General features: G+C 71.1%; 6 protein-coding genes. 4 read left to right on the forward strand and 2 right to left on the reverse strand.

Features of this window, described 5'->3' with window-relative positions; all coding sequences use genetic code 11:
• Together ACI379_RS00345 and ACI379_RS00350 are read left to right on the forward strand one after the other, a co-directional pair.
• Window positions 1-500: hypothetical protein (locus ACI379_RS00345; protein ID WP_439790065.1), on the forward strand; the 500-nt coding region annotated here is incomplete at its 5' end.
• Between the two features lie 110 nt (window positions 501-610).
• Window positions 611-1,009, forward strand: a complete 399-nt coding sequence (locus ACI379_RS00350; RefSeq protein WP_439790066.1) for a VOC family protein — start codon at window positions 611-613, stop codon at window positions 1,007-1,009.
• 34 nt (window positions 1,010-1,043) lie between these two features.
• Here the strand turns inward: ACI379_RS00350 and ACI379_RS00355 are convergent, their stop codons facing one another.
• On the reverse strand, window positions 1,044-1,814 hold the full coding sequence (locus ACI379_RS00355; RefSeq protein WP_439790067.1) for a 3'(2'),5'-bisphosphate nucleotidase CysQ: 771 nt from the start codon (window positions 1,812-1,814) through the stop codon (window positions 1,044-1,046).
• Window positions 1,815-1,886: 72 nt separating this feature from the next.
• Entirely contained in the window at window positions 1,887-2,609 is a 723-nt protein-coding gene (locus tag ACI379_RS00360; RefSeq protein ID WP_439790068.1) for a helix-turn-helix transcriptional regulator, read from the reverse strand.
• 354 nt (window positions 2,610-2,963) lie between these two features.
• On the opposite strand from ACI379_RS00360, the gene ACI379_RS00365 reads away from it, so the two are divergent.
• Together ACI379_RS00365 and ACI379_RS00370 are read left to right on the forward strand one after the other, a co-directional pair.
• Complete coding sequence (locus ACI379_RS00365; RefSeq protein WP_439790069.1) at window positions 2,964-4,394, forward strand: sensor histidine kinase; 1,431 nt, start codon at window positions 2,964-2,966, stop codon at window positions 4,392-4,394.
• On the forward strand, window positions 4,391-4,576 hold a 186-nt coding region (locus tag ACI379_RS00370; protein ID WP_439790070.1), incomplete at its 3' end, for a response regulator. The genes ACI379_RS00365 and ACI379_RS00370, both read left to right, overlap by 4 nt.

Consider the following 4,576-nt stretch of genomic DNA (forward strand, 5'->3'; position numbering starts at 1 on the left):
AGGCCGCGGTGACCACCAGCAGCGGCAGCGGCGTCTACGAGGGCACCGTGCAGGTCCAGATCTCCAAGAACGGCGGCTCCACGTGGAGCAACTTCGGTGCCGCCGAGTCGGCTGGCGGCTACGTCGTGTTCGACACCATCAAGCTGCCGCAGACCGCCCTCTACCGCGTCTCCTACAACGGCTCCAGCACGTACAGCGCCGGTGTCTCCCCCTCGGCCAAGGTCGGCGTGAAGCACAAGATCACCGGCAAGATCGCCTCGCGCACCTTCGCGATCAAGGGCAAGGTCACGCCGAAGTACGGCAAGAAGGTCCTGACCATCAAGTTCTCCAAGAACCGCGACCGGGGCTACAAGACCTGGAAGAAGATCCGGACCAACAAGTTCGGCGTCTACACCGGCAAGCTGCCCAAGAAGCGCGGCTACTACTACTGGCGCGTGATCACCAAGGGCAACAGCTCGTACCAGTCGAACTGGACGGGCTTCACCACCTCGGTCTACTGAGTCCGACCCGCACCACGCTCGTGCCCCGTCCCACGGACGGGGTACGAGCCATTTCGGGGCCGTCGACAATGAGGTTGCGGCCCCGGCCCACGACCTGTTGATTGGCACGCATGACCTGTTTCGTCTCGTACACGACCGTGGACTGCCGCAACGCCTACGAGCTCTCCGAGTGGTGGAAGGGCCTGCTCGGCTACGTCGACATCGAGGACGACCCCAACCTCCCCGGACACGAGGAGTGCATGATCCTCGACCCGGACACCGGGCACCAGATCCTCTTCATCGAGGTCCCCGACCACGAGCTCCCGCCGAAGCGGATCCACTTCGACGTACGCCCCCGCGAGGGGACCCGCGACGCCGAGGTCGTCCGCGTGCTGGCACTGGGAGCGACCCAGGTCGCGGACCGGCGCAACGAGGACGGCACGGGGTGGGTCGTGCTGGTCGACCCCGAGGGCAACGAGTTCTGCATCCTGCGCTCGGCGCTGGAAGTCGCGACAGGGCCCACCGCCTGAGCGGTGGACCCTGTCGTGCTCGTGCGGCCGGCCGTCAGTCCGTGCCGTGCCGCTTGACGAAGTCGATGATCTGCTCGGCCAGCTCGGGGCGGCACACGATGAGGTCGGGCAGCGAGGTGTCCGCCTCGTTGTAGACCAGCGGCGAACCGTCCACCCGGGAGCAGAACAGGCCGGCCGCGCGCGCGACCGCCACCGGGGCCGCGTTGTCCCACTGGTACTGGCCACCGGCGTGGACGTACGCGTCGGCGATGTCGCGCACCACGCTCATCACCTTGACGCCGGCGGAGCCCATCGGGACCAGCTCGGCGTCGAGCTCGGCGGCCAGCGCCTCGACGAAGGCCGGCGGGCGCGAGCGCGACACGGCGATGCGGGGCCGCTGCGACGTGCGCGGCGGGACGACGCTCGGCACCCCGGTGTTGAAGGTCTCGCCCAGCGCCGGCTGCGCGACGGCCCCGGCCACCAGGTCGCCGTCGGCCCACAGCGCCACGTGCACGGCCCAGTCGTCCCGCGGGGGCTCGGAGAACTCGCGGGTGCCGTCGAGCGGGTCGATGATCCACACGCGCTGCGCACCCAACCGCGCCGCGTCGTCCTCGGCCTCCTCCGACAGCACCGCGTCGTCGGGCCGGTAGGTGGCCAGCAGCGAGGCGAGGAGCTCCTGGGCGGCAGCGTCGCCGGCATCCTTGAGCGCCTTGCCCTCGAGGCCCTCCGTGCGGACCCGGAGCAGCACCTGACCGGCCTGCTCGGCCGCCCAGACGGCGAAGGCGTGGTCGTCGAGGGCGGCGGGGTCGATGGTCGTCTCACTCACGCCGACACCCTCTCACGTCCTCCCCGCGGTGCTCGGAGTGCGTTCCGGGGACCGGGTCAGGGTTGCGCGGGGTCACTCCTTAGACTCGCTCGACTGGCGCGGGCGCGGCGGGACGGGCGAGGCCTCCAGCGCCGAGACGTCCCCGCTGTACAGGTTCATCGCGGCCACGGCGGCCAGCTGGGAGTCCACGCCGAGCTTGCGGCGCAGGCTCTTCACCTGGCTGCGCACCGTGCCGTCGGCCACGCCCAGCTGCTCGGCGACCTCGCTGACGCGCTGGCCCTGCGCGAGCAGGTCCAGAACGGCGCGCTCGCGCGGCGAGAGCTGCTCGAGGCGCGCCTGGAAGTCGGTGGCCTGGGAGACCCAGTCGACCCACTCGCGCACCAGCTCACGTCGTCGGCTCTCCGGCAGCACCTCGTCACCCTGCCGCATGCGCTGCACCAGGAGGAGCACCTCCTCCAGGGAGGTGCGCGCCGAGAGCACGGCGGCGTGCCGGCGCGAGACGATCGAGCCCCACACCGCCCCGGGCGCGTGGGCCGTGAGCACCAGGACGGGCACCTCGGCCGCCCCGACCAGCTCCCGGGCCTGACGCACCTCGGCGCTTCCCTCCAGGTCGTCGACGAGGATGGCCGCGTCCACCCGCGAGGGAGCCACCAGTTCCGACACCTCCCCGCCGTCCCAGTACAGCGGCAGCGTGGGCTCGCCCAGGTCCTCGACGGCCGCGGCGATCGCCTGCACCACGAGATGGAGCCGGGAGACCACCGCCACCCGACGCACGTCCGTGGGGGTCGTGTCCACCGGGTCTCCGTTCCGCGCTGGGGCCGACGGACGTCGTCATCCGTACGCCTCAACGATTGCGCCCACGGGACACACCGGACACGGGTGTCCGCGGAAGTCCACCCAATTGGGGACGTGCCCGGCAACCCCCGAGAACTGACTAGTCCAGTGTTGCCCCAAATCCGGTATAGGCACACCCTAGGAACTGGGGGAAAGATTCGCGGTCCTATTTTTCAGGGGCAGGCCGCTGCACCAGGTTTCGACCGTGAGGATCTTTGACTCCGTGACGACCGATGGCAGTGCCAACCGGGGGGTTTGCCTGCCGCGAACCAATAGGGCGTGCGGACAATGCAAGAGGACTCGACAACTGGGGTGATGACCACGAGCCAGCAGGTGCTCGTGGCTGTGGGGGTGTGTGCGCTGGTCGCGGTGCCGGCAGCACTGAGAGCACCCGGAGCTGGACTCTCCGACGCGGCGCTGCTCTTCGGGGCGCTGGCCGGGCTGCTGCTCTTCTTCGCCGCGGCGACCACGACGCTGATCCTGAGCCGGACGGCGGCCGCACGGCAGGCGCCACGCTCACTGGTGTGGGCGACCACGGCGTTGATCCTGCTCGGGTCGCAGACGCTGCTGGGGTGCGAGCTCGTGCTGATGGCCGGCGACTGGGGGCTGGGTGTGGCCGGGACGGCCCTGCTCGAGCTCGTGGTCTCGGCCGCCGCGCTGGCGACCGCCGCGCTCGGGGTGCGGGGCACCGGGGTACGGCGTCCCTTCCTGCTCGGCTCCGCGGTGGTCGTGGGGGCGGCGGTGGCCCGGCTCGTGGTCGAGCTGCGCGTCGACCTCCCCGCGGCACCCGCCGGCCTGGCGGCCCTGTTCGTCTCGCTGGCCGTCGCGGCCAACGTCGGGACGGGCATCGTCATCGGGCAGTCGTTCGACCTGCCCGACCGCTGGGTCCGGCGTCTGTGCACGCTGCTCGCCGCGGTCGGTCTCGCGACGCTGACCCGCAATCCCGGCTTCGAGCTGACACCGGTCGCGACCGTGCTCAACGCGGCCCTGGCCGTCCTCGTCGCCTGGGTGATCTGCATGAGCCTGGTGGTGCTCACCAGGGCAGCGATCAGCCAGCAGCGACGCGCCAACGCGTTGGAGGGCGACCTGCTGCACCTGTCCACGTCGGGACGGGACGAGGCCGAGCGGATGCACGAGATCCGCAGCACCGTCGCCGGGCTGCGCGCCGCCGACCAGCTGGTCAACTCCGCCGACCTCGACGACGCGACCAGCCTGCGCCTGCGGTCCTCACTGAGCACCGAGCTCGCGAGGCTCGAGCGGCTGGTCTCCCGTCCGGCAGCGACCGTTCCCGGGCCGAGGCCCCGTGACGTCGTCGACCTCGACAGCACCCTCGGTGTGCTGGCCGACACCCACCAGGCCCGTGGCCGCAACGTCGAGTGGCGCTCCAGCGGCGTACGGCTGGAGGGGTCGGCCGACGACGTCGTCGTGGCGCTCAACATCCTGCTCGAGAACTCCGCCCGCCACGCCAGCGGGTCGCACAGCACGATCGAGGTCGCCGGCGACGACTCCACGGTCGAGATCGTGGTCAGCGACGACGGTCCCGGCATCGCCGAGGACGTGCGCGAGAGCCTGTTCGACTGGGGTGTCAGCACCGACCACGCCCGGGGTGACGGCATCGGACTCGCCATGGCCCGACGGCTGGTGACCGAGCAGGGCGGGTCCCTCGACCTGCTCGACGACCCACGCCCCGGCACCGCCTTCTCGATCAAGCTCCCGACCGCCCGGACCTCCCCGGAGAACTCGTGAGCACCGCGGAGTCGCGGCGTCAGTGCCGCGTGCTGATCATCGAGGACCACGTGCTGCTGGCCGAGTCGCTCGACCTCGCCCTCACGATGGAGGGGTACGACGTACGCCGGCTGGCGCTGCCGGAGGCCGGCGGGTCGATGGCGACGCTGCGCTCACTGGCGCTGCGGTCCAACCCGCGGGTG

The sequence above is a fragment of the Nocardioides sp. genome (genome assembly GCF_051876515.1).
In the GTDB taxonomy this organism is placed as follows: Bacteria; Actinomycetota; Actinomycetes; order Propionibacteriales; family Nocardioidaceae; genus Nocardioides.

Coding starts and splice junctions, on each gene's coding strand:
- ACI379_RS00350 (WP_439790066.1), top strand. CDS start 611: ATGACCTGTTTCGTCTCGTACACGACCGTGGACTGCCGCAACGCCTAC.
- ACI379_RS00365 (WP_439790069.1), top strand. CDS start 2,964: ATGACCACGAGCCAGCAGGTGCTCGTGGCTGTGGGGGTGTGTGCGCTG.